Annotated in this window: 24 protein-coding genes; 6 read left to right on the top strand and 18 right to left on the bottom strand. The window is 41.1% G+C overall.

Features of this window, described 5'->3' with window-relative positions:
* Window positions 1-41: 41 nt before the first annotated feature.
* The 5 genes from F944_RS12960 to F944_RS12980 all read right to left on the bottom strand — a co-directional run bounded on the left by F944_RS12960 (window position 42) and on the right by F944_RS12980 (window position 3,859).
* The gene (locus tag F944_RS12960) at window positions 42-446 is read right to left on the bottom strand and encodes an ExbD/TolR family protein (RefSeq protein ID WP_004991351.1); all 405 of its coding nucleotides are present in this window, start codon (window positions 444-446) and stop codon (window positions 42-44) included.
* Window positions 446-1,069 (bottom strand): MotA/TolQ/ExbB proton channel family protein, encoded by a 624-nt coding sequence (locus F944_RS12965; protein WP_004991352.1) that lies wholly within the window; start codon window positions 1,067-1,069, stop codon window positions 446-448. Before F944_RS12965 ends, F944_RS12960 begins: the two co-directional genes overlap by 1 nt.
* A 19-nt stretch (window positions 1,070-1,088) precedes the next feature.
* Window positions 1,089-1,871 (bottom strand): energy transducer TonB family protein, encoded by a 783-nt coding sequence (locus tag F944_RS12970; RefSeq protein ID WP_004991354.1) that lies wholly within the window; start codon window positions 1,869-1,871, stop codon window positions 1,089-1,091.
* Window positions 1,872-2,181: 310 nt separating this feature from the next.
* A complete protein-coding gene (gene purU / locus F944_RS12975; protein WP_004991356.1) occupies window positions 2,182-3,048 on the bottom strand; it encodes a formyltetrahydrofolate deformylase in 867 nt (288 codons plus the stop codon).
* A 121-nt stretch (window positions 3,049-3,169) separates the two neighbouring features.
* Window positions 3,170-3,859, bottom strand: coding sequence for a TetR/AcrR family transcriptional regulator (locus F944_RS12980; RefSeq protein WP_004991357.1), 690 nt, complete (start codon window positions 3,857-3,859; stop codon window positions 3,170-3,172).
* A gap of 124 nt (window positions 3,860-3,983) precedes the next feature.
* On the opposite strand from F944_RS12980, the gene F944_RS12985 reads away from it, so the two are divergent.
* The 4 genes from F944_RS12985 to F944_RS13000 all read left to right on the top strand — a co-directional run bounded on the left by F944_RS12985 (window position 3,984) and on the right by F944_RS13000 (window position 7,865).
* The gene (locus F944_RS12985; RefSeq protein ID WP_004991359.1) at window positions 3,984-5,432 is read left to right on the top strand and encodes a coniferyl aldehyde dehydrogenase; all 1,449 of its coding nucleotides are present in this window, start codon (window positions 3,984-3,986) and stop codon (window positions 5,430-5,432) included.
* A gap of 166 nt (window positions 5,433-5,598) precedes the next feature.
* A complete protein-coding gene (gene rpmB / locus F944_RS12990; protein ID WP_000048256.1) occupies window positions 5,599-5,835 on the top strand; it encodes a 50S ribosomal protein L28 in 237 nt (78 codons plus the stop codon).
* A gap of 12 nt (window positions 5,836-5,847) precedes the next feature.
* Window positions 5,848-6,003, top strand: coding sequence for a 50S ribosomal protein L33 (gene rpmG / locus F944_RS12995; RefSeq protein WP_001205031.1), 156 nt, complete (start codon window positions 5,848-5,850; stop codon window positions 6,001-6,003).
* Between the two features lie 140 nt (window positions 6,004-6,143).
* Window positions 6,144-7,865 carry a cation:proton antiporter gene (locus F944_RS13000; protein WP_004991360.1) on the top strand — a complete coding sequence of 574 codons (1,722 nt, stop codon included), beginning with the start codon at window positions 6,144-6,146 and terminating at the stop codon, window positions 7,863-7,865.
* Between the two features lie 47 nt (window positions 7,866-7,912).
* Here the strand turns inward: F944_RS13000 and F944_RS13005 are convergent, their stop codons facing one another.
* The 12 genes from F944_RS13005 to F944_RS13060 all read right to left on the bottom strand — a co-directional run bounded on the left by F944_RS13005 (window position 7,913) and on the right by F944_RS13060 (window position 19,501).
* A complete protein-coding gene (locus F944_RS13005; protein WP_004991363.1) occupies window positions 7,913-8,191 on the bottom strand; it encodes a hypothetical protein in 279 nt (92 codons plus the stop codon).
* 110 nt (window positions 8,192-8,301) lie between these two features.
* The gene (locus tag F944_RS13010) at window positions 8,302-8,805 is read right to left on the bottom strand and encodes a DUF6586 family protein (protein WP_004991364.1); all 504 of its coding nucleotides are present in this window, start codon (window positions 8,803-8,805) and stop codon (window positions 8,302-8,304) included.
* A 122-nt stretch (window positions 8,806-8,927) separates the two neighbouring features.
* Entirely contained in the window at window positions 8,928-9,167 is a 240-nt protein-coding gene (locus F944_RS13015; RefSeq protein WP_004991365.1) for an RNA recognition motif domain-containing protein, read from the bottom strand.
* Between the two features lie 56 nt (window positions 9,168-9,223).
* Window positions 9,224-11,194, bottom strand: a complete 1,971-nt coding sequence (locus F944_RS13020) for an ATP-dependent helicase (protein WP_004991368.1) — start codon at window positions 11,192-11,194, stop codon at window positions 9,224-9,226.
* Between the two features lie 86 nt (window positions 11,195-11,280).
* Complete coding sequence (locus F944_RS13025; RefSeq protein WP_004991371.1) at window positions 11,281-11,853, bottom strand: HdeD family acid-resistance protein; 573 nt, start codon at window positions 11,851-11,853, stop codon at window positions 11,281-11,283.
* Window positions 11,854-11,995: 142 nt separating this feature from the next.
* Window positions 11,996-12,922, bottom strand: coding sequence for a sensor domain-containing diguanylate cyclase (locus tag F944_RS13030; protein ID WP_004991372.1), 927 nt, complete (start codon window positions 12,920-12,922; stop codon window positions 11,996-11,998).
* A 216-nt stretch (window positions 12,923-13,138) separates the two neighbouring features.
* Window positions 13,139-13,918, bottom strand: coding sequence for a hypothetical protein (locus F944_RS13035; protein WP_004991374.1), 780 nt, complete (start codon window positions 13,916-13,918; stop codon window positions 13,139-13,141).
* Between the two features lie 14 nt (window positions 13,919-13,932).
* Window positions 13,933-14,895, bottom strand: coding sequence for an NYN domain-containing protein (locus F944_RS13040; RefSeq protein WP_004991375.1), 963 nt, complete (start codon window positions 14,893-14,895; stop codon window positions 13,933-13,935).
* Between the two features lie 76 nt (window positions 14,896-14,971).
* Window positions 14,972-17,617, bottom strand: coding sequence for a type I DNA topoisomerase (gene topA, locus F944_RS13045; RefSeq protein WP_004991376.1), 2,646 nt, complete (start codon window positions 17,615-17,617; stop codon window positions 14,972-14,974).
* 33 nt (window positions 17,618-17,650) lie between these two features.
* On the bottom strand, window positions 17,651-18,100 hold the full coding sequence (locus tag F944_RS13050; protein WP_004991379.1) for a hypothetical protein: 450 nt from the start codon (window positions 18,098-18,100) through the stop codon (window positions 17,651-17,653).
* Window positions 18,101-18,192: 92 nt separating this feature from the next.
* Window positions 18,193-19,209 carry a hypothetical protein gene (locus F944_RS13055; RefSeq protein WP_004991382.1) on the bottom strand — a complete coding sequence of 339 codons (1,017 nt, stop codon included), beginning with the start codon at window positions 19,207-19,209 and terminating at the stop codon, window positions 18,193-18,195.
* Between the two features lie 46 nt (window positions 19,210-19,255).
* The gene (locus tag F944_RS13060) at window positions 19,256-19,501 is read right to left on the bottom strand and encodes a SlyX family protein (RefSeq protein ID WP_004991383.1); all 246 of its coding nucleotides are present in this window, start codon (window positions 19,499-19,501) and stop codon (window positions 19,256-19,258) included.
* A 34-nt stretch (window positions 19,502-19,535) separates the two neighbouring features.
* Between F944_RS13060 and F944_RS13065 the strand changes: the two genes are divergently transcribed.
* A complete protein-coding gene (locus F944_RS13065; RefSeq protein WP_004991385.1) occupies window positions 19,536-21,443 on the top strand; it encodes an ATP-binding cassette domain-containing protein in 1,908 nt (635 codons plus the stop codon).
* Window positions 21,444-21,521: 78 nt separating this feature from the next.
* Here F944_RS13065 and F944_RS13070 read toward each other — a convergent pair whose 3' ends face one another.
* Entirely contained in the window at window positions 21,522-21,959 is a 438-nt protein-coding gene (locus tag F944_RS13070) for a DUF2147 domain-containing protein (protein WP_004991387.1), read from the bottom strand.
* A 269-nt stretch (window positions 21,960-22,228) separates the two neighbouring features.
* Here F944_RS13070 and F944_RS13075 point away from each other — a divergent pair, with 269 nt between their 5' ends.
* Window positions 22,229-23,164, top strand: a complete 936-nt coding sequence (locus F944_RS13075; RefSeq protein WP_004991396.1) for an LpxL/LpxP family acyltransferase — start codon at window positions 22,229-22,231, stop codon at window positions 23,162-23,164.
* The last annotated feature ends 10 nt before the right edge of the window (window positions 23,165-23,174 follow it).

Consider the following 23,174-nt stretch of genomic DNA (forward strand, 5'->3'; position numbering starts at 1 on the left):
GCAACTCACCTGAGTTGCTTTTTTTACAGCATGACTAAAAATCAGTTTTCGCTCACAAAGGCAATATCACTGAGTCCGGCTTCACTCGCACGTGACATAACTTGCGCCACCGTATCATAACGTGATTCTTTATCTGCACGTAATTGAACAGTTGGCTTTTGAGCGGATTGACCTGCTTCATTAAAACGTTTTTGTAGTTCATCCAGCGTAATGCTTTCTTGTCCCCATGCAATACCACCATCAGCATTGATGCTAATCGTAATCGGTTTATCGGGAGGTGGCTGAATTTCAGCCGTTGTTTTTGGTAACGTTAATGGCACTGATGGGTTGGCGACCGTCGCGGTGACAAGGAAAATGATCATCAATACCAACATAATGTCAATTAACGGAATGAGGTTCATCTCATTCATGCCACTGTCGTGGTCTTCACCCAATTGAAAAGCCATTAAGCCTGACCTCCAACATAGCTTTGTGAAGTTGCTTTCACGTCTGCTTTTGCTTCTGTAGAGTCTTGTAATAACATGGTGTCGATCAATAAGCTATGTGCCTGATCCTGTAAATCATGCGCTAAACCACGATTAAAACGCACACAAATGTTGTAAGCCAGTACCGCTGGGATCGCAACAGCCAAACCCAAACCAGTCATGATCAGTGCTTCACCGACTGGGGTGGCAACCTGAGCCAAACCTGCCTGACCACTTTTACCGACGGCAACCAAAGCATGGAAAATACCCCATACTGTACCAAATAAGCCGACGAAAGGTGCAATCGAAGCAATAGTACCCAAAACTGCCACACCTTTTTCTGCATTAGATTTTTCAGCAGAAATTTGACGTAGCAACGCTTGTTCCGCTACCGCCTTACGCTGATCAAATGGCAAATGTATAAATTTTGCTTTTAAGCTAGATAATGCTTTAGACAGTTGAGCATAAGCTTGTTGTTTTAATTGGCGGGTTCCCATCAAACGCAAGATGAAAATCGTCCAGGTTGCAATCGACATTGCCAAAAGCACAAAATACAGTGTTTTGCTGACTGCATCTGCATGTTGCCAATAAACTGAAAAGTTCATACTCGAACTCCTGAAAATGTTAGCCGTTAGGATTCAATGTTAATTCAAATGGTTGTTCTGCCCGAATTGGGTAAGCCACACCATTTTCTTTATACGGTTTGAATTTTGCACTGCGCACTGCGCGTAAAATCTTGTCATCGAGTGACGCAACACCACTACTACGCGTCACACGCGCATTGGTGATTTTGCCACTTTCATCTGCTTCAATCATGACCACTACAGTACGGGTTTCGCCTTGTAGATCACGATTAGTATATGAAGGACGTGGAGAACGACTCCACTGTACACCTGAACCCCCAATCGATACGCTTTTTGGCGATGGATCGCGCTGCGGTTCTGCCGCAGGCTGAGGAGCAGGTTTTGCCTTTTCAACCACTTTTTCAGTCACTGTCGTGGTGGTCGTTAATGGTTTCATGTCAACCTTAGGTTCAGCTTTAACGACTTCTTTAGGGGTTTCCGCTTTTTTTACCTGCTGCACTTTTTCCACTTTTTTTGGTGGTGGTGCAACTTTTTCTACCACCTTGACCTCTTTCACCTCTTTTTTCGGTTTTGGCTGTTCTTTCTTCGGTTCAGCCTTTGGCTTAGGAGGTAATGGAGGTGGCGCCTGAATTTTAACAAACCGAACGTTTAACGGTTGTTTCTCAATCGGTTTGAGCTCAGGAGTTTTAAGATGACTCACCGCCCATAACACTCCCGCATGTCCAATCACGACCGCAACCAGTGCAGCGATGACCTTTTTTTTCATCGGATGAGGAGAATTCGGAGGAGTAGAATTCAAAGTTATTGCAGGAGATTGACTCATGTGAATCTAATTACCTTGTTGAAAACCAAATGTCCGTAACAATATGTTGGAACGATTTAGCTCATCGGTTCAAACAATTAAAGTAACGCAATAATAAATGAGAAGTGTTTTCATTTGCAACCGTTATTTTATAGAACTGTAACTTCCACAATAAAATTATTTATATTTCATATAGATAAATTATAAATTTAAGTATAGAAAATTTCTTCATAAATTTAAATCGTGATCGGAAATAATTATTATGATATATCATAACACTTACTGTAAATAAAAAAGCATGCGCTTTGGCATGCTTAAATCTACAACTTAATTATTGAAACACTACCGTCTTATTTCCATCGACAATAATACGGTCTTCCAGATGCCATTTAACTGCTCTTGCCAAGACATTACGTTCCACATCCTGTCCAAGTTCGCGCAACTGTTCTACAGTAAAATCATGGCTCACGCGTTCTACGTCTTGTTCAATGATCGGGCCTTGATCCAAATCAGCCGTCACATAATGCGCCGTTGCACCGATCAATTTAACGCCTTTTTCATAGGCTTGTTTATATGGATTTGCACCCACAAATGCTGGCAGGAATGAATGATGGATATTAATCACTTTCATTTCCCAATGTCTTACAAACTCTTCATCCAGAATTTGCATATAACGCGCTAACACTAATAAATCATTACCTTGCATGAGTTCATCAATTTGCGCATACGCTTCGCGTTTATTTTCTTTATTCACGGGCACAACTTCAAATGGAATACCAAAGTTTTCCACCGCTTCACGTAAATCTTCGTGATTTGACACCACTTTAGTAATTTCACAAGCCAGACCACCGCGGGCATGTCGCCATAAGAGCTCAAGTAGGGCATGATCCACTTTAGAAACTAAAATCCCGACTTTTTTCAGTTCATTGACAAAGGCCAAACGCCATTGCATGTTGTAGCGCTCAGCAACGTTTGCCGCAAAAGTCTGAATCAATGTATCTTTACGGCTTTGTAAATGCTCTAGCTCAAATTCCACACGCATAAAATAACGTCCGCCCTGAGCTTCTGTGGCGTATTGATCAAGTGCGGTAATATTTGCTCCCTGATGATACAAAAAGCTCGATACAGCTTGCACGATGCCCGGTTTGTCTTCACAGGTGATAAGTAAACGTGCTGTATTGGCGGTGGTCGTGTTCATTTGATTAATATCACTTATAAGTCAATTTTAAAAAATAAGCCGAGTATTCTAGCGCTTTTTTGCAAGAGACTGAAACAGTTTCAATTGACATGATTGAACCTGCCGCTTGCAACGCCCTAAATTACTGGGTTTTTGCAGATAAACTTGCAAACAGCTCTGAACTACCAAAACTTTCAAGTAAGCTTTCATAGGTTTGACGGCTTTCCCCCATCAAATATGGTCCTTCTAAAAACACCATCTGACGCAAGGCTTGCCAAATCCATTTTTCTTCTAGGTGACTACTGTCACTGATATGCCCTGACATATAAAGGAAATTGGTCCAGTTGGTTAACACGATCCACAGATTAATGACCAATGCTTCAATTTCTGAATGGGTCATTTTCATCAGACCCGCATCCACAAATGCCTGATAGATTTTTTGTCCCTGCTGCATCACCTTGCCTGCAAATCGCGGATAAATCTTTTTGAAGTCATCATTACTTTCAACTAAATGATAAACATCGCGATGCAAAAAACGATAAGCCCAAAGCTGATTACTCAAGACCTGAAAATAACGGATTTTATCATTGGCATTGACCAGACGGTCATCTGGCAATGCCAGCATCTTTAATGTTTCATGCTGGTACTGTTCTGCCAGTTCTTTAATGATTTCCTGTTTATTGCGGAAGTGATAATACAGATTGCCAGGACTGATCCCAAGCTCGGCAGCAATATGATTGGTGGTCACTGAGCGTTCACCGCGCTCATTGAATAATTGCAAACTGATTTGCAAAATACGATCTTTGGTTTTGACTGTTTTACTGAGAGACATTATTTAATAACCGTACCTAAATTCAAAAAGTTAAAACGCGGACACATAAACCAGCTTGACTATTTAGAGTATTTACTCTAAAAATTACTATATATATCGCAAATTTTAGTTATGGAAGCGTGTCATGAACAGTCAAACAAAAACAATGTCGATGACTCCTCATTCATTTAATGTCCAACATCTCAAAGAGATTCTGGAACATCAAAAGCTAGCATACCAGCGTTATCCTGTTCCAACAGCAAAAGATCGTATTGATAGATTAGCCCGACTCAAACAGGTTTTAGTCAAATATCAGGATCAGATGGTTGAAGCCATCAATGCCGATTATGGTAATCGTTCTGTAGGTGAAACCAAAATTGGCGAGTTACTCACTTGTATTGAACAGGTAGGCTATTATAGCAAGCATTTGACCGAATGGATGAAGCCATCCAAACGTCATGTCAGTCTGATTCACCAACCCGCCAAAGCTTGGGTTCAATATCAACCGCTCGGTGTTGTCGGTATTATTGCACCTTGGAACTACCCTTTACTCCTTTCTATCGGGCCACTCATCTGTGCACTGGCAGCGGGTAATCATGCCATGATCAAAATTTCAAGTGCCTCGGCGCACTTTGGACATGTCTTGGAAAACGCGCTTTCTGAAGCCTTTCCGCAAGAGCTTGTAACAGTGATTAATGGGGGGGGTGCAATTTCTGATGCTTTTAGCCATTTGCCTTTCGACAAAATTATTTTCACTGGCTCAACCAGTGTGGGTAAAACTGTGATGGCGGCGGCGGCTGAAAATCTAGTTCCAGTGATCTTAGAGCTCGGTGGAAAATCTCCTGCCATTATCCATCCATCCATGGACATGAAAGATGCAGCACAACGTTTAGCGGTTGGAAAACTCTGGAATGCAGGTCAAACCTGTGTTGCACCAGACTATTTATTTTTACCCAAAGGCCGTGCAGCCGAGTTTATTGAAAACTTTAAAACCATTGTGAAAGGGATGTACCCTTATTATCATGATAATCAAGACTATACGTCGATTATCAATGATAAACAGTATAATCGTTTACAAAACTATCTGGAAGATGCCCGCACTCAAGGTGCACGAATCATTGAAATTAATCCAGAACAAGAACAGCTAGAAGATGTTCGTAAAATTGCACCTACCTTATTAACAGGTGTAACCACAGAAATGGACATCATGAAAAATGAGATCTTTGGTCCAATTTTACCGATCTTTGAATATGATCATATCGAGGATGTGATTGAGTTTATTAATCTCCGTCCTCGCCCACTTGCGCTATACTATTTCGACTTTGATCAATCACGTGCCGATTATGTCGCCGAACGTACACATTCGGGACATTTTGGTCAAAATACCGTGTTAACTCACGTTGCACAGGACGACCTTCCTTTTGGTGGTGTCGGTGCATCTGGAATGGGTAAATATCACGGTCCAGAAGGTTTTTTCAATCTGTCTCATGGACGGTCAATGATGTCGAATCCTAAGCTCTATAGCTTAAAATATATTCTGCCACCATTTAATAAGCCGATTCACAGATTACTTTACAAAACGCTTCTACGTTAGGATGATCAAGGCATGATCTATCACACCAGATCATGCTGCGTTTTTACCAAATTCGCTTGTCTTTTAATCGTATTTTTGGTATAAAACGCCCCTTGAATAAATTCAATCTGTTTATTTGTATGACTGGCCACAGATTTGCTGTTGGCTAAATCAATGGAGTTCCACCATGTCTAAGGTTTGCCAAGTTACCGGCAAGCGTCCAGTCGTTGGTAACAACGTCTCACACGCCAACAACAAAACCAAGCGCCGGTTCGAGCCGAACCTGCACCACCACCGTTTCTGGTTAGAAAGCGAAAAACGTTTTGTACGTCTTCGTTTAACCACTAAAGGTATGCGTATTATCGACAAATTGGGCATTGAAAAGGTTGTTGCTGATCTTCGTGCTCAAGGCCAAAAGATCTAAGGAGTCCTTGCAATGCGTGACAAGATTCGCCTAGTTTCTTCAGCTGGTACAGGTTATTTCTACACTACCACTAAGAACAAACGTACTATGCCGGAAAAAATGGAAATCAAAAAATTTGATCCGAAAATCCGTCAACACGTCATCTTCAAAGAAGCTAAAATCAAATAATTTTAGATTCTTTAAAAAACGACTTCAAATGAAGTCGTTTTTTTTTGCATTCTTTTTATGCAGCTTGTTAAACTTTTCATCATTTTAAGATTGGCATTAATTATGCTTATTTACTTTACTTCAAGATTAAGGAGTACCGAGTGCCACATGACGTAGATCTAATTATATTACTCGCTGTCGGATTTGGTATTGCCCTGATTTTTGGTTATATCGCCGCACGTCTACGCCTTCCTCCATTGATTGGTTATCTCATCGCGGGCATTATCATCAGTCCCAATACACCTGGTATCGTGGCAGATATGGCGCTCGCCAATCAGCTTGCTGAACTTGGTGTAATGTTCCTCATGTTTGGTGTGGGAATGCATTTCTCCCTGAGTGACTTACTTCAGGTACGTCGTATTGCCCTACCAGGTGCGATTTTGCAGATCGCTGTAGCGACTTTGCTTGGTGTGGGGGTTTCCATGTGGTGGGACTGGAGTTTTGGCTCAGCCCTCGTGTTTGGTTTGAGTCTTTCTTGTGCAAGTACCGTGGTATTACTCAAGGCTTTAGGCGATCGCGGTTTATTAGACTCAGTCAATGGCAAAATTGCCGTCGGCTGGCTGCTGGTCGAAGACTTGGTGATGGTGCTCGTGTTGGTGTTATTACCTGCCACAGCCGTCTTACTGGGTGGCAAGCCATTGGCACATGCCGCAACGGATCAGAGTATATGGATCACATTAGGCATTACCTTACTTAAAGTGGCTGGCTTTATTGCCTTTATGCTGATTATTGGTAAACGTCTCGTACCGATGATTATGCAATTCGTGGCGCGCTTAGGTTCACGTGAGTTATTCACGCTTACCGTTGTTGCCGCAGCAGTATCCATCGCCTATGGCTCTTATGCCATTTTTGGAGTTTCCATGGCATTGGGAGCCTTCTTTGCAGGCATGGTGGTTAAAGAGTCTGATTTTAGTCATCGAGCCGAAGAAGAAACGCTACCTTTACGTGAAATTTTTTCAATTCTGTTTTTCGTCTCTGTCGGCATGCTCTTTGATCCACAGATTTTGGTCGAACAACCCTTACATATTTTGGCGGTGATCGCGATTATTATGGTCGGGAAAACATTGGCGGCTATGGCACTGGTGTTATTCTTCCGTTATCCGATTAATACAGCTCTGACTGTTGGCGCGAGTTTGGCTCAAATTGGTGAGTTTTCTTTTATTTTGGCTACCCTCGGCGTCTCATTAGGGTTACTGACGCTAGATGCACAAAACCTGATTTTAGCAGGCGCTCTATTTTCCATTACACTGAATTCATTTGTTTTCTCAGCCATTGAACCCATTCAGCGCTGGATCCGTGAACGTTCACATTTAGCACGGTTACTGGAACGTAGCGGCGATCCATTGGCCATGTTGCCAGATGAAGTCGATCAAGACTATTTACGTGATCAGGTGGTCATGGTGGGTTATGGTGAAGTTGGGCGACGAATCACCAAAACTTTGATGGAACAGGATATTCGTGTGGTGATCGCAGAAGAAAATCGTGAAATAGTCGAAAATCTGCGTAAGAAAGGCATTCCAGCGGTAAGTGGTGAAGCCACGGAGCCAAGTGTGCTGATTCAGGCTCATATCATGCATGCGCGGTTATTGGTATTATCACCCATGGATATTATCGATATTCATCGTATTGTCGATATTGCCAAACAGCTGAATCCTCGAATTGAAGTGCTTTGCTGTGCAGAAAGCCATGAAGAAGCTGAGGTCATTCGGCAGGATAATGTCGGGTTAGTGTTCTATGCTAAAGAGGAAATGGCGAAGAATATGAGTCAGCATATTTTGCATCAGATTGAGTTGGCACATCATACAACTACCAGCAATCATTAAAGCTGATCAAAACAACCATAAAAAAAGCGTACTCTGGGTACGCTTTTTTAGCTTAAATGTTGGGGTTGTTCATCCACCACCTCAGCCTGCCATTGATTCATTTGTTTTTCCAACAAACCAAATAACGCAGCCTGAATCATATGCTGGGCAACCATAGGAGTTTGGTCTCCAAGAAGTGCTTTGACTTCATCATTAAACTGAATCTTAACCAAAGGTTCCTGTTCTGAATCAGCATTTCGCAGTGCCAATTCACCACCTTCAAGTTGAACCAGTTCCAGAATGGCTTCCTGGCTACCAAATAATTCTTTCAACTGTTGAATAGACATAAATCCTCCATGTTCAACATGGTGGCAAAGGGCAACTGCACTTTGCACTGTATGAGATTTATATATAGGAACTCTTGTAGCAGATTTCAAGTTCTCTATAGGAATTGAGTTTAAAACTCGACCATTTCATTGCGAAAGCCATCAATCAGATGACTTAACTCACGATGCCATTCACGTAGAATTTTGACATCAGGCAACCATGATTGCGGGCCTTGCGTGACTTTGATGATCAAGTGTGAAGACGTTTCTTCTTCAGGCGTTGGTTCAGTGGGTTCAGGTGCGTATTGGCACATCCGATAAGCGCGTTTAAGTTCAGCAATAAAGCCATCTTTCGCGAGTTGCTGAAGCACCAGCACTTCAGGCGAAACCTGTCCTTTCTCAGCCATTTTATCTTCAATTGACTTTAGGGTCGGTTGCATATCTGTTAAGCGATAGTAACGTACTAGCTCCTGTAAAAAAGCCAGCACTGCACCGTGTAAATGAAACACTGCGGTTTCTCGATACGCTTGTGCCTGTTGTACGTGTTCAATTTGCTCGGCTTGTTGACACGCCAGACGTGCAAAATACAACTTTTGATTGGTACGATCGGCATGATAACGAGCAACACGAGACATGATTTTTCCTTAACTGAACTCAACGAATGCTATACATTAGCTTAACTGGATATGGGGCAATTCGACAACTTTTTCAAATCGAAAAGACATACGCCAAACAACAAAAATTTTGAAAAAAATTATCAGGTCTCTGCTGCTTTGACTCGAATCCCAGCACCCTTAACTTTAAAGGTATTCAAACCTTTAATTGCTTTTATGGCTTCACGCGCATGCGGCATTTCCACGAAACCAAAGCCTTTGGATTTGCCTGAGGCTGGATCTAGGACTAATACACAGGACTCTACTTGCCCAAAAGGTTGAAACAACTCGAGCAGTTCCTGTTCAGTAATGGAACGTTCGAGATTACGGACGAGGATTTTCATGATTTAACCTTTTAGACAGCGTGATACGCATTGAAACTTTGAATATATGAAACAGTTTAATCGAGATCGATCCCAAAACTAAATCGTTTTTGCCGAACTTGCGTTTTTTGTGGAAATCTAGGGACGATTTGATGAATTTCTGCCTCTACCAGTGTTTGCGGTAAGTCATTCAGAAAATAACTCTCAATTTTACGACCTTGTTCATCGTATTGATCTTGTGCCCACGTATTATAGTTTTGCTTGGTGATAATCAACTCATTTTCAGCACGGGTTAGAGCAACATAAAGGACACGGCGTTCTTCTTCTACTTCGTCAAAGTCGCCCTGCGCCCGCGCATGCGGATAAGAGTTGGGAGAAACATGCGGTACATAACAAACTTTCTGTTCAGCGCCTTTGGCTGAATGAATGGTAATGATTGTCACCAAGTCCTGATCACCTGCGCGTTCAATTTCAGACACAGAAATTGGTTCTAACACATATTCTTCCAAAAATTCGGACAATGCACCGTGCTTACGCCCAAGTTGCTTAACCAGATCAAAATCTTTAACGCGACGCGACCAATCCTGTGTTTTATAGTTTTGCTCTAACTGCTCAGATAAAGCCTCCAATGCTAACGCAATTGAGGCTTCAACATGTTGTTGCAGTACATCCAGTTGTTTTAAAATTAAAATTGCCGATGTTGCTACTTTGCCGTGACGCTCCAAGCGTTGACAGCGGGCTTCAATATCTGGCAAGGCAATAAGTTCATGCGCCAGTTTGCTGGCTCCTACATCACCGACACCGTTCCAAAGCGTTAGAAATCGCATCCAAGCAATATCATCTTGTGGATTAATCACCACACGCAACATACTCAAAACGTCTTTGACATGCGCCGATTCAAGCAGTTTTACGCCACCAATAAAACGATAGGGAATATTGCTTGAAATGAATGCACCTTCGAGATAACGCGCTGAAAAGCCAGAGCGAACTAGCAGCATGTGCTCATTCCAGTTTGCGCCCTGCTGTTGACGTGCCATCAAGTCCTGAGCAATCCAGTTGGCTTCTTCAAATTCATTATTGAAAATATGCAACTGTGGCTTTAAACCATGACCACGATGCGCTTTGAGTTGTTTATCATAATGAATCGGACTATCTGCCAAAAGCCAGTTAGAAAGATCCAGAATTTCCTGAGTTGAACGATAGTTTTCTTCTAAGGTTAAAATTTCTGCCTCTGGAATTCGCTCTTTAAAGTGATGAATATTTTCAAAATCTGCACCGCGAAATCCATAAATTGACTGCGCATCATCGCCTACACAGAATAAGCTGACATGCTCAATCAAAGGTTGCAAAATGGCCCATTGTAGCGGATTGGTATCCTGCATCTCATCAACCAGAAGCACTTTGCAAAATTTAGCAACCCACTGCACCAGTTCAGATGAGTTTTGCAAATTCACCGCCACAATCGCCAAAATATCGTCATAATCCAGAAAATGACGTTCTTGTTTACGCGCTTCATAGGCCTGCATCAACTCTGCAATCTGAGCTTTGTGCTCCATTGCTTCGGGCAATTGTTTGATTAAGACATCAGATAGTTTTGATTGGGTATTACGCGCATAAGAATACACATCACAAAGCTGCGCCGCTTTTGGTAAGACATTGTCTTTATCTTTACCACGCAGTAACCGAAACATCAGCATTTGATCATCGCGATCAATAATCGTGAAATGTCCAAGTCCAAAAGCTTGCGGATTACGGCGCAATAAGTACATGCAAAAAGTATGAAAGGTCGAAGCACGCAGCCCTTTTGCAGGTGTCCCCAAATGCTGCTCGACACGAGTCACAATTTCACTGGCAGCACGTCGGGTAAAGGTCAAAATCTGCATTTGATCGGCCGTTGTACCTGTATGAATTAAATGAGCAGCCCGCGCTACAATGGTTTTGGTTTTACCACAGCCAGCACCTGCCAATATCAGACAATGCTGTGCATCCGTCGTAGCTGCACGATACTGTTGAGGATTTAACTCACCAATTAACTGCTCAAAACTCATAAGACCAAATATAAAAAAGAATAGACCCTAGTGTATCAGAGTCTATTCTTTTGCGGTGAAACCTGTTTTTTAGGCTTTGATCAAACTTAAGAGATCGTGGTTGAGCTATGCGGTAAATGTTTTATCGCAGAAGCTAAACTCAAATAATTAATCCCTTGAAATAGAATATCCACTGCCAAAAACAGACCAAGCACCCAAAATGGCGCATCAGGCGAAGTCAAAATAATAACCCCAGTAATAAATGTTAAAATGCCTGAAATCAGCGTCCATCCCCACCCTGCTACAGGTTTGATGACAAAGGCATTAATAAAACGAAAAATACCAGCGACAATTAAAGCGAAAGCCAATAAATTAGTCAGGATGACAGCTGTTGTGATGGGCGCTTTAAAAATATAATAGCCAGCAACAAAATAAAGTATCCCAAATAATGCCCATAGCCAACTGCCAATCCCTTTAAATAATTTAAATCCTGCAACGATATGAATCACACCACCGATCATGATGAGTACGCCAAATAAATAAACCACTGAAAGCGTTGCTAATGCCAATGATCCAAATAGAATAATACCAAATATAATCAGCATGATACCGCATGCTATATACCATTTTCTTTGTTGCTGTAATTCTTCTGTAATTATATCGTTACCAACAGTTTTCATATTTTTACTCTCTTATTTATCATGAATGTATCGTATTATATTGTATGATTATTAGTCAGAATTCTGTATAAAATATGCATCTACTTTGATATTTTATATTATTCTTACACATGAAAATTTTCTCTGCAAATCGGTTCACATATTACTGAATATATTGCACCTGATTACGTCCTTGAGATTTCGCCAAATACAACAGTTCGTCTGCCGACTTTAAAAAAGTCGTCGCATCTAAATAATTTTTTTCTGTATCCAGTGTATTTACACCAATACTCACCGTAACTTTGGAAAAAATATTTTCTGCTTTACTCGGAATATTCAGTTCAAAAATCTGACAACGACATTTTTCAGCCATTTGAATCGCATCTTGTAGGCAGGTTTCAGGTAGAAGAATCACAAATTCTTCCCCACCAAAGCGCGCTACAAAATCAGAAGCACGACTAAACATATTCCTCAACTGACCTGCAATCGTGATGAGGCACACATCGCCCTGAAGATGGCCATAACGATCATTATAATCTTTAAAAAAATCGACATCGATAAATAAGACTGACAAAGGACGCTGGTAACGGAGTGAGCGGCTAAATTCATATTCAATTTGTTCACTTAAGGCTTTGCGATTAGCAACACCTGTCAATGCATCTAGTAATAGCAACTGCTGATTTTTTTGATTCAGTGATTCTAGTTCCAGCTCCAATTTTTTACGTTCAGAAATATCGAACATAAAACCAATAATCGCGACAGTTTCCCCTTCCTCTATCTCGGCATAAACCACATCCCGAATCCAGATGTAGTCACCACTTGGCGTTAACGCGCGATAATCTGCTTCATGATCTGTCCCCTGATTGGAGAGATTGACACAATAAGATACCGTTTTTTCACGGTCTTCTTCATGAATGCGATCTATCCAGTCCTGTGCAGTTTTCCAACTATCTTGAGGCCATCCCAAAACGCTTTCAATTTGTGGCCCAATATAGCTGAACTCTTTGGTTCGCCAATCAATTTTCCACGGGATAGCACGGGTGGATTCCAATAAGGTTTTATAAAATTGATAGTCTTGACAATCGATCATATCTGCCCCCGATGTCTGTTTTGAAAATGGATGATTCTTGGTTAAATATATGGATATTAATTTTGTTTTAAATGTGACTTAGATCACAAGTTATTTATTTATTCAAATTATCAGCCTTTCAGCATAAATGTCAATATCTATTTAAAAACATCAATTTATGTAAAAATAAAATGAAAAATAATATTTTTAATCTTTTAATTAGACAAAAAGTTTCATCTATTTTAACCAACCCACTTCTTGAGCAGTTAAATGATTCAATATGGTTTGGTTTAAGTGTTCAGGCATTTTATTTTCATGATCTGAAACAGGAATTTTCCCCGCCATCAGTTCAGCCTGTTTTTGCGGATAGTGAGGTTGCTGTTCAGGCTTAGCATAACCGATTGGATAAATCGGTTGCCCTGTTTGTAAATCGTACTTATCTGTTGCTCCAAATGCATGTAGTAATTCATGTGTCAGGACAATATTATTTTGTGAATCTTGTTTTTTTGATGCAAATAAATTAACTGATCCAATTCGTCCTTTTTCCAAAGCAGTCGAATGCTTAAGCTGATTGATGTATTGAGGATCATAATAGTTCAGATATAAGGTCACAGATGCATGCTGATCTTCAGATTTTCGTTGTTGCCACGCATAAAACCTAAATTTAAGACTCCACCACATGACGTTTAAAATGGATGATTCTTCGGGAACTCGTGGTGGTTTGGCAGTTAAGGTTCGCCCTATTTTCATGATCACGAAAATAGGCTGTCGATAATTGGCAGACTGTTGTTCTAAATAGCTTTTTACTTCGACAAACTGGCTCAACTGGAGTTGTTGGATATATTGTGATGTAGAGGCGTGACCATCTGCATTCACTGGGTGCAATAACACCACAATTGGCCGATTCCAGTTTTGATTCTGGTCACGCCAGTTATTGATTAGCACCACCAATAAAATCAAGAGTAAGATGGCGATACGAATATTTTTCCAAAATGAAGCTTTTTTGGGTGATGCCATACATATCCTTGAAACTATGGCATTAGCCTAGCGACTTTTACTTTATCATTTTTTTCAGAGAATACGATCCATCCACTATGAATGGACTTTATAGCTTCTTCATAATTTCTAATATTAAAGTCAGAAGTTTCAAGAATTTTTACAAGACTAGAAATCTTAGCCCACCCATGAATATCTGCATGTTGAGCAATGGCTTTCTGTACGAATTTCACAAAAGTGCTAAAACTACGTTTTCTTAAATACATTTGGCTGCCTTGCATCTTAGTTTCAAATAAATCCAAAGCTTGTATTAAACCGGATAGTTTTGCATATCCATAATTCCGAGTATCAAAATCTGGCTTAACAGTTGAAATATAAGTTCCTACTGTTCCTAAATATGCCCAACCACTATCATCAGAATTATCTTTTACTGCTTTATAAATAAGATTTAATGTCGCTACGTCAATTTGATGTTTAATTACTACTTTTTCATCAGTTCCTTGTTTAATATCTTTAATATCCTCTTTTTTTACTAAATTGTCCTCTTGCTTAGCGTCATTCAAAATAAGATTTTCGACATAGATAAACTTATCACAGGCTTTACGAAATGCTTCGGGTGTTTTGTTACGACCAAAACCATAAACGGTTAGGCCGCTTTCTCTGATTCTGGAAGCCAGTGGAGTAAAGTCACTGTCACTTGATACGATACAGAATCCATCTAAAGCCCCCCCATAGAGCAAATCCATTGCATCAATAATTAAAATCATGTCTGTAGCATCTTTGCCAGATGTATAGGCAAACTGCTGGACAGGTGTAATGGCATGCGGAAGCAAAACATCGCGCCATTTTTTTAAAGACTCACTACTCCAATCTCCATATACCCGCTTTACGCTCGCAATACCATATTTGGCAACTTCCTCAAGAATCGACTCTATAGAATTCACTGAAGAATTATCAGCATCAATTAGAACCGCTAATTTTTTTATTTTAATGTCCATTTCTATCTCAGAATATTTTACTTTAGATATGATAAAGGCGAATTTTATTCGCCTTTATCACTCATTTATTGACTATTTAAGCCTCAGCCCATTTCCCATCTTGATACAGCAGACTCCATTTAGTCTGTTTACCTTCTGGCGTCTCAGAACCAATGTATTGTGCCTGATTTTTACGGCTAAACTTGATCAACGTCGGATTACCTTCTGGATCAACATCAGGAGCTTGAAGCAAATATTGATACTTTGGATCAAGTTGATCTGCAACAGTACGTAGTTCTGCAACTTTCGGCGCACGAGTTTCACGAATTTTCGGGAACTTGCTGGCTGCTAGAAACAAACCTGCTGCTCCATCACGCAACACAAAATAATCATCATGTTTAGTCGAACGCAAGTGTTCCATTTTAATCGGATCAACACGCGGTGGTGCAGGTTGTCCATTTTTCAAAACTTTACGTGTATTGTCACAACTGGTACAGGCAAAGTATGGGCCAAAGCGGCCTGTCTTTAATTGCATTTCACCATCACATTTGTCACATGGAATGGTTGGACCATCATAGCCCTTGATTTTGAATTCGCCTTCTTCGACTTCATAGCCATCACAGTCTGGATTATTACCACAAACATGTAATTTGCGACCGCCATCAATCACATAACTATCCATCGCGGTACCACATTTTGCACAGCGATGCTTAGACATCAGATCAGCAGTTTCCGCCGAATCATCATCGGAAAAGGCAGCTAATGATTCGACTGGTGTCAGATTCAGGGTGCCTTTACAACGTTCTTTTGGTGGAAGATTATAGCCAGAACAACCTAAAAATACGCCTGTAGTACCTGTACGAATCTGCATGGGTCGTCCACATAACTGACAGGCAACACTAGGAACTTCAACAGGTTGATTACGGCGCATACCTTCTGCACTAGCCGCGGTATTTAAACGATTTTTAAAGTCACCGTAAAAACTATCGAGCAACTCTTTCCAATTACGATCTCCTGTTGCCACACGGTCAAGTTGACCTTCCAGATCTGCGGTAAAAGCATAATTCATCAGATTATTAAAGCTTTCATCCAGACGATCGGTGACAATTTCACCCATTTTTTCAGCAAATAGGCGACGATTTTCCAGTTTCACATAACCACGATCTTGAATGGTTGAAATAATCGCAGCATAAGTCGATGGACGACCAATTCCGCGTTTTTCAAGTTCTTTGACCAGTGAGGCTTCGGTAAATCGTGCAGGGGGTTTGGTAAAATGCTGACTTGGATCAAGCTTTTCAAGCTTAAGAATTTCACCCACTTTTACTGCTGGGAGTAATACATCATCATCCGATTTATTGGCACCACGAACTCTGGTGAAACCATCAAATACCAAAGTACGTCCTTTGGCACGTAACTCGACATTGTTGGCTTCTACCGTCAGGGTTGAAGATAAATATTCAGCAGGTGTCATTTGACAAGCAACAAATTGTCGCCAAATCAAATCATATAACCGCTGTGCATCTCGCTCCATTCCTGCAAGTTGATCTCCTGTTAGCGCGACACTTGAAGGTCGAATCGCCTCATGCGCCTCTTGCGCACCCGCTTTATTCCCATAACGGTTTGGCTTGGCAGGAACATATTTATCGCCAAAATTTTGCTGAATATGATCGCGTACCATATTCACCGCATCATCACTTAAAAAAGTGGAGTCGGTACGCATATACGTGATAAAGCCGCCTTCATACAGACGTTGTGCCAACATCATGGTCTTTTTCACTGAAAAGCCAAGACGAGTACTCGCTGCTTGTTGCAAGGTCGACGTAATATACGGCGCACTTGGATTAACCTTGGTTGGCTTATCTTCACGCTGCGCGACTTTATATTCTGCATCTTTCAGAAGATGAAGAACTGCATCTGTTTCAGCTTTATTGCGTAGCTTTAAGGTTTTTCCCGCTTGCTTAAAGGCTTCCAGACGAATGTCATCTTTTTTCGAAGTGGTGTCCGCAAAAATCTGCCAGTATTCTTCAGGTATAAAAGCACGAATTTCACGTTCACGCTCAACCACCAATTTAACGGCTACCGATTGAACACGTCCTGCTGATAAACCACGGGCGATTTTTTCCCAAAGGAGTGGAGAAATCATAAAGCCTACGACACGATCTAGAAAACGACGTGCCTGTTGTGCATTGACTTTATTGGTATCGAGACGTGAAGGATGCTTAAAAGCTTCCTGAATGGCATTTTTAGTGATTTCATTAAACACCACACGTTGATAACGACTGTCATCACCGCCAATCACCTCTTTTAAATGCCAAGCAATGGCTTCTCCTTCACGGTCCAAGTCCGTTGCGAGATAAACTTCATCGACCTGAGAAGCCAGTTTTTTAAGCTCTGCAACTACGTGTTCCTTGCCTGGTAGCACTTCATAATGTGCTTTCCAGTCATGTTCAGGATCTACGCCCATACGATTAATCAGTGCCGTTTGTGCTTTTTGCTCTTTTTCTTCGGCAGTCAGTTTGGCACGTGTTGCTGGTTTTTTTTCACTGGATTTGGCTGAACCACCTGTCGGTAAATCACGCACGTGACCCACCGAAGACTTCACAATGTATTGTGAACCTAAATATTTGTTGATGGTTTTCGCTTTTGCAGGCGACTCCACAATCACTAAGGCACGTTTGTTTGCAGCAGACTCAGAAGATGCTGCCGTGCTTTTTTTGCTTGTGGATCGAGGGGCATTCGCCATAATAAACTGTTATTCCTGTTGGTAAATAAAGAGTTAGACCGTAGCGAGTTGTAATAAATACGCTTTCATGTCTTCAAGTTGTGTGGCTTTAAGATCCGTTTCTTCATCCCAATACAAGCCCACACAGTTTGCCTGCATATCAATAGCATAAATCCCTTTTAATGCAATGGGAGAATCATTAAATTTCTGATCTCCTTCAATCACATTGAGATGACCATCCACGACACGAGCGCGCATTAATGGTAATCGAGCCTCTGGAATAAGAACACTATAATAAGCGACCATACTGGCACGGTTCTCAGTGGCTTTCGGGATTTTTGTCCATTCAGGTGCCGCAACCAAGCGCGGGTGTAACCCCATCTTACGTGCTTTGTCTCGCATCAATCCTAAAGCTTTTTCACGTGGACTGACACGCAAGCCAAAAATTGAGCCTAAAACAAAAACGACGATAATGATCGTCACCCATAAACCTAAATGTTCCATACCTAACCCTATCGTGTTCTATTATTAGATTTGCATAAGCTCAATATAAAACGCAAGTTTTTCATGCTTCATGCTACTTTTATCATGCAAAATCAATGGATCACCATTTGCGCAGTATAATGTAACTGGTCATCATCAAGTTGAATATAGCCTTTATCCAGCAAAGATTTCATTAGCATTTGAATATCGGCTTTGGGAAACCAGCCCTGTAATCGATCTCTTAAACTAAAAATATCTTTGGGACGATCATGCTGAAGCTCATCCAGTTTTTGTAATACTTGCCATTGCAACTCATCCAGCTCTGGGGGAAATGGGCCTTCTACGACAGGTTGCTGTTGTTGTAAAAATTGCATAATAGTGTCTACATCACCTACCACCACTTGTGGCATTGCTAGCACTGAATTTTTTTCTTTTGTGACGGATTCAGTCATTTGAGTTGGAAGTTTCGCTTTACGGTTTTCATGCTGATTTAAATCAAGACTAATCCATTGTTTTAAAATTTTCTTACGGAAACTCAATTGAGAAGTGTCACGTCGAATAATTTTTAAGTTAATTAACATGGCAACCATCTGTGAAACTTGCTCGTCTGAAACCTGCAAAATATTGCCAATTGAATTGTGTAATCCTTCAAGAGTTGCTGGTAAACCTTTCGTATTGGTCAGCGCATCGCAATATTTTTTGACTTGCAGCAACATCGGCTGTGCCTGAAAACTAGCCGCTGTCGGTAACTGATATTCGGTTTTATCATTGTTTTTATACGCTGTTTGTAATACCACCTTTCGCCCTGAATTTTGCAAAATTTCAATCAATAAATGAATCTCTCTCATAGTCGAAATCAGTTCAATTTCAATATGTTCTTCGGTTAAAGCCAGTAATTGTCCAGCGAGCATGGCATAAGCCAATTCTTTTTTGGAAATAGGAGGCACATCCAACATCATGACCATGCCAGAAGTCACCCAACCTGCAAGCTCGGTCATATCTTCCAAAGTATAGTCAAATTGACCCGTTAAATTAAATAGATAAACCAATTGATCATGTTCAATGTAAGCACGTAGCGTTTTGGCTTGGAGTGGATTTTTTTCAAGATCAATGAGAACAACATTTTTCATGGTACAAATCACTTTGCTTCAATATTTAATAAAAACGATATACACATTAGTAATGCGGTGGTTTATTACTTAAAGGGTCAAATGGTGCAATGCCTTCTGATAAATCTGCCGATTCAACACGTTGATACAAAAGCTGCATTTGTTTTTTTAAATCAGCAATTTCTTTAGACTGAACTGCCAATTGCGTATTGAGCTGATCAACTAAATCGTCTAAAAATGCAATTCGGACTTGCAAATCTTCAATGGGTGCGGAAAATGACGCATGATCATCATAATCTGTTGGTTTAGTCATTTAACTCTCCTCATTTGGGATTTTGGAAAACATTATGGCCTATATTACTTTAAGGGATGTCCAACTGGCATTTGGTGGACCCGCCCTCCTCGACGGCGCGAACTTTGTATTGGAGCGCGGCGAACGAGTGTGTTTGATCGGTCGTAATGGCGAAGGCAAGTCTACTTTACTTAAGCTGATTGAGGGAAGTTTATTACCTGATCGCGGCGAAGTTTCTATTCAAAATGGCCTCACCGTTTCGATGTTGGCACAAGACGTACCCATGGATTCAGGCAAAGTTGCCGATATTGTCGCAGATGGCGCGGGTGAAGCGGCCATTGTACTCAAAGCATATCATGAAGCCAGTGATGCCTGTGTATTGGGCGATATGGACGCTTGTGACCGAATGGGGCATTTACAGCATAAACTGGATCAAGTAGATGGTTGGGCACTCGAAAACAAGGTTAATACTATTTTAGGGAAAATGGGGCTTGATCCAGATGCAGATCTTGCTGACCTATCAGGTGGCCGTAAACGTCGCGTATTACTTGCACGCGCACTCCTGACCCAACCTGATATTTTATTACTTGATGAGCCGACTAACCACTTAGATGTTGAAAGTATCGAATGGCTAGAAAAATTCTTACTCGAACAAAATAATTTAACCTTATTGTTTATTTCGCATGACCGTTCGTTTGTAGATCGTTTGGCAACCCGTATTGTGGAACTGGATCGAGGGATCTTGCGTAGCTACGAAGGTAACTATTCACGTTATTTAGATTTAAAAGCACAGCAACTCGAAGCTGAAGAAAAACAAAATGCCTTGTTTGAGAAGAAACTGGCAGAAGAAGAAGCATGGATCCGTCAAGGCATTAAAGCACGTCGTACCCGTAATGAAGGCCGCGTTCGTGCCCTAAAAGCTTTGCGTGAAGAATCCAAAGCCCGTCGCTTCCAGCAAGGCAAAGTCAATATGGGCGTTCAGGATGCTCAGCGTTCTGGCAAACTGGTGTTTGATATTGAACATTTAAGTGTCAGCTACGATAACAACCTCTTGATTCGCGACTTCTCTGCGGTGGTGTTACGCGGTGATCGTATTGGTCTGGTCGGTGATAATGGTGTCGGCAAAACTACCCTGATCAAAGCGATTTTGGGTGAAATTGAGCACACAGGTACAGTGAAAACAGGCACCCAGCTTGAAGTCGCTTATTTTGACCAATTGCGCAATCAGCTTGAGCTCGAAAAATCGGTGATGGCGAATGTCTCGGAAGGTTCGGACTTTGTCGATGTAAACGGTCAACGCCGTCATATTTATAGCTATTTACAAGACTTTCTGTTTTCACCTGAGCGTGCACGTACCCCTGTCAAAGCGCTGTCGGGCGGTGAGCGGAATCGTGTGCTATTGGCGAAACTATTGCTTAAACCATCAAATCTGATCGTGATGGACGAACCAACTAATGATCTGGATATGGTGACTTTAGAGCTTCTTGAGGAAATGTTGGCAGATTATAAAGGCACATTGCTGTTGATTAGCCATGACCGTGCCTTTATGGATAATGTTGTGACCTCCACATGGGTATTTGATGGTAAAGGCGGTATCGAAGAATATGTTGGCGGTTATCAGGACTATCTGTTGCAACGCCCGAATCAAACCGTAGTTGATCAAAAGTCAGATGTTAAAAAAGCGCAGGCCAAAGCAGAAGCCAACAAAGTTGCTGCTCCTGCCAAGAAAGTAAAATTGAGTTTTAAAGATCAACGTGAATTGGAACAACTCCCTGCTGAGATTGAGAAACTGGAAGCTGAGCAAAGCACCTTATCTGATCAACTTGCCGACGGTTCATGGTTTGTTCAAGATGCCGCAGCAGCCACTCAGGCGAGTCAGCGTTTAGCTGAAATTGAAGAGCAATTGCTTGAAAAACTGGAACGTTGGGATGAACTGGAAAATTTAAGTAAAGGGAATACATAATACTGAGACTCCCCTTTTCATTTTGAAATGGGGAGAAACTTTAAACAATCTAAAATTCAACGATTGGAACTCATCTACTTAACTGACTTTGTACCAAGTTTGATTACGACCCAGTGCTGAAATTCCCATATAACCACGTAAATCTAGGCGGGTTCCATTATTGGTTAATTTGCCTTTCAGCGAATAACTTTTTCCTGTTTGAGGGTCAATAATGGTTCCGCCCTCATATTCATTTCCACCCGTGTTTTTTAGGTTACGAATCACTGTCACTCCGACAAGAGGCTTATTTTTAAACGTTCCGGTACATTTTGTACACTTTTCAGCCTGATCTACAACCAAAACCTTCTGTACCGTTGCTGTTAAATATCCCGATTTATCTTCCCTAAATTTGACAATACTTCTGGCTTCATGTGTCTGATCATCAATGGTTTTCCATGAAGTACCATTGAGTGGATCTTGTGCATATACAGCAGATGAAAGTAAAACTATCGAACTTATAAATAATATATTTTTCACAACTTAGGCTCTCACACATCAAATAATAACCAGTATAGTATTTTTAAATTCTACGATGTGTATTCAAATTTTATAATGATTGGTGATGAAATATTCCTTGAGGCTCATTTAGAAAATCTAAATTTTTATGTTTAAATTTTTTGCTTTTTAATAACTGTGCTGACTAACGCTTACAGATCTATTGATCTTTGGAACTAAGCTCCAAGTTAAAAATCAGTTCATGTTACACTGCCCCAAACTTTTTGATATTTGACTTTATCCAGAACAAGATGAGCCAACAACATCCCTACACACCGGGCGAGTTTCAATGGTCTTTTTTGCTACCAAAATATTGGGGCATTTGGATTGCGATCGTTTTTTTAATGCTGCTTGCGATTTTGCCGTGGGCCATTCAATGGCGTTTGGCGCAAGCTATGGGTCATTTAGCTTGGAAATATTTAAAGTCACGACGCAAAACCACGATTCGTAATCTCGAAGTCTGTTTTCCTGAATGGTCTCAACAAGAAGTTGAATGCCAAGGCCGACAAGTTTTTGTCGATATGATGCTCGGCGTGTTTGAAACGCTCAACGCATGGTATTCACCGCAATGGTTTAAAGGTCGCTCGAGTATTGAAGGTCTTGAACATATCACCCATGCACAAGCTCAAGGTCAGGGTGTGTTATTACTTGGAACGCATAGCACCTTGCTGGATGCTGGCGGCTATATTTGCTCGCAATATTTTGAGCCTGATGTGGTCTATCGACCACAAAACAATCCCCTACTGGATATGTTGATTTATCGTTGTCGCGCCACGATTTATAAACATCAGATTGATCATGATGATATGCGTGGCCTGATTCGCAAACTCAAAGATACCGATGCCATCTGGTATAGTCCCGATCAGGATTTTGGCCTTAAACAAGGCGTTATGGCACCTTTTTTTGGCGTACCCGCCGCAACGGTCACTGCACATCGTCGCTTATTAAAAATTTCCAAAGCCGCCGCCGTGCCTTTGTATTTTTATCGTCACGGCGATATTCGTGATCCCAAATATCATGTTTTAATTGAAGCAGCCGTTGAAAATATGCCAAGTGATAATGAAATTGATGATGCCACCCGTATCAATAAAATCATTGAAAATCAGCTTCGTATTGCACCAACGCAATATATGTGGTTTCATCGCCGCTTTAAAACTCGTCCAGATGGATACGAGAAAATTTACTAATATTTAAAAA

The sequence above is a fragment of the Acinetobacter ursingii DSM 16037 = CIP 107286 genome (assembly GCF_000368825.1).
In the GTDB taxonomy this organism is placed as follows: Bacteria; Pseudomonadota; Gammaproteobacteria; order Pseudomonadales; family Moraxellaceae; genus Acinetobacter; species Acinetobacter ursingii.

Bases quoted from the DNA above. Each gene is read 5' to 3' on its own strand.
- rpmG (WP_001205031.1), top strand. From the start codon at position 5,848: ATGCGTGACAAGATTCGCCTAGTTTCTTCAGCTGGTACAGGTTATTTC.
- F944_RS12960 (WP_004991351.1), bottom strand. From the start codon at position 446: ATGGCTTTTCAATTGGGTGAAGACCACGACAGTGGCATGAATGAGATG.
- F944_RS12970 (WP_004991354.1), bottom strand. From the start codon at position 1,871: ATGAGTCAATCTCCTGCAATAACTTTGAATTCTACTCCTCCGAATTCT.
- F944_RS13050 (WP_004991379.1), bottom strand. From the start codon at position 18,100: ATGGAACATTTAGGTTTATGGGTGACGATCATTATCGTCGTTTTTGTT.
- F944_RS13075 (WP_004991396.1), top strand. From the start codon at position 22,229: ATGAGCCAACAACATCCCTACACACCGGGCGAGTTTCAATGGTCTTTT.
- F944_RS12980 (WP_004991357.1), bottom strand. From the start codon at position 3,859: ATGTCTCTCAGTAAAACAGTCAAAACCAAAGATCGTATTTTGCAAATC.
- F944_RS13025 (WP_004991371.1), bottom strand. From the start codon at position 11,853: ATGAAAACTGTTGGTAACGATATAATTACAGAAGAATTACAGCAACAA.
- F944_RS13035 (WP_004991374.1), bottom strand. From the start codon at position 13,918: ATGGCATCACCCAAAAAAGCTTCATTTTGGAAAAATATTCGTATCGCC.
- F944_RS13055 (WP_004991382.1), bottom strand. From the start codon at position 19,209: ATGAAAAATGTTGTTCTCATTGATCTTGAAAAAAATCCACTCCAAGCC.
- F944_RS13020 (WP_004991368.1), bottom strand. From the start codon at position 11,194: ATGAGTTTTGAGCAGTTAATTGGTGAGTTAAATCCTCAACAGTATCGT.
- F944_RS13005 (WP_004991363.1), bottom strand. From the start codon at position 8,191: ATGTCTATTCAACAGTTGAAAGAATTATTTGGTAGCCAGGAAGCCATT.
- F944_RS13015 (WP_004991365.1), bottom strand. From the start codon at position 9,167: ATGAAAATCCTCGTCCGTAATCTCGAACGTTCCATTACTGAACAGGAA.
- F944_RS13060 (WP_004991383.1), bottom strand. From the start codon at position 19,501: ATGACTAAACCAACAGATTATGATGATCATGCGTCATTTTCCGCACCC.
- F944_RS13030 (WP_004991372.1), bottom strand. From the start codon at position 12,922: ATGATCGATTGTCAAGACTATCAATTTTATAAAACCTTATTGGAATCC.
- F944_RS12985 (WP_004991359.1), top strand. From the start codon at position 3,984: ATGAACAGTCAAACAAAAACAATGTCGATGACTCCTCATTCATTTAAT.
- F944_RS12965 (WP_004991352.1), bottom strand. From the start codon at position 1,069: ATGAACTTTTCAGTTTATTGGCAACATGCAGATGCAGTCAGCAAAACA.
- purU (WP_004991356.1), bottom strand. From the start codon at position 3,048: ATGAACACGACCACCGCCAATACAGCACGTTTACTTATCACCTGTGAA.
- rpmB (WP_000048256.1), top strand. From the start codon at position 5,599: ATGTCTAAGGTTTGCCAAGTTACCGGCAAGCGTCCAGTCGTTGGTAAC.
- F944_RS13040 (WP_004991375.1), bottom strand. From the start codon at position 14,895: ATGGACATTAAAATAAAAAAATTAGCGGTTCTAATTGATGCTGATAAT.
- topA (WP_004991376.1), bottom strand. From the start codon at position 17,617: ATGGCGAATGCCCCTCGATCCACAAGCAAAAAAAGCACGGCAGCATCT.
- F944_RS13065 (WP_004991385.1), top strand. From the start codon at position 19,536: ATGGCCTATATTACTTTAAGGGATGTCCAACTGGCATTTGGTGGACCC.
- F944_RS13010 (WP_004991364.1), bottom strand. From the start codon at position 8,805: ATGTCTCGTGTTGCTCGTTATCATGCCGATCGTACCAATCAAAAGTTG.